A 652-nucleotide genomic window follows, 5' to 3' on the forward strand; every position below is an offset into this window, starting at 1 on the left:
GTCGCATCATCGGTTGTATTTCCATCGGTATCATCACCATTATCAGACACATCGCTTACATCATCAGTGTTACCTGGACTGTCACCTGTAGCAGTCGCAGAGTTGGATACGAATCCAGCATCCATGTCAGCCTGGGTAATGGTATAGGTCGCTGAAGCAGTACCAGTTTCTCCCGGAGCCAGATCGGCGGGGGAGATGGCCAGGTCGTTGCTTCCAGTCAGGGCATCATCAATGCTGATGCTGCTTACGGTTACATTCCCGGTATTGGTTACGGTGAAGGTATAGGTGATCTGATCACCTGCATCCTGCACAGAGTTCGCATTGGTATCAGAATATACCGCTGTTTTAACCAGTTCGATAGCCGGTTGCGGAGTAAAGTTCACCACGGTCGCATCATCGGTTGTATTTCCATCGGTATCATCACCATTATCAGACACATCGCTTACATCATCAGTGTTACCTGGACTGTCACCTGTAGCAGTCGCAGAGTTGGATACGAATCCAGCATCCATGTCAGCCTGGGTAATGGTATAGGTCGCTGAAGCAGTACCAGTTTCTCCCGGAGCCAGATCGGCGGGGGAGATGGCCAGGTCGTTGCTTCCAGTCAGGGCATCATCAATGCTGATGCTGCTTACGGTTACATTCCCGGTAT

At 50.6% G+C, this 652-nt stretch carries 1 protein-coding gene; it reads right to left on the bottom strand.

The window, feature by feature from the left end; genetic code table 11:
- On the bottom strand, positions 1 to 652 hold a 652-nt coding region (locus tag FGM01_RS14455; protein ID WP_143411896.1), incomplete at both ends, for a DUF7507 domain-containing protein.

It is taken from the genome of Christiangramia sabulilitoris (assembly GCF_007050985.1).
Classification (GTDB): Bacteria; Bacteroidota; Bacteroidia; order Flavobacteriales; family Flavobacteriaceae; genus Christiangramia; species Christiangramia sabulilitoris.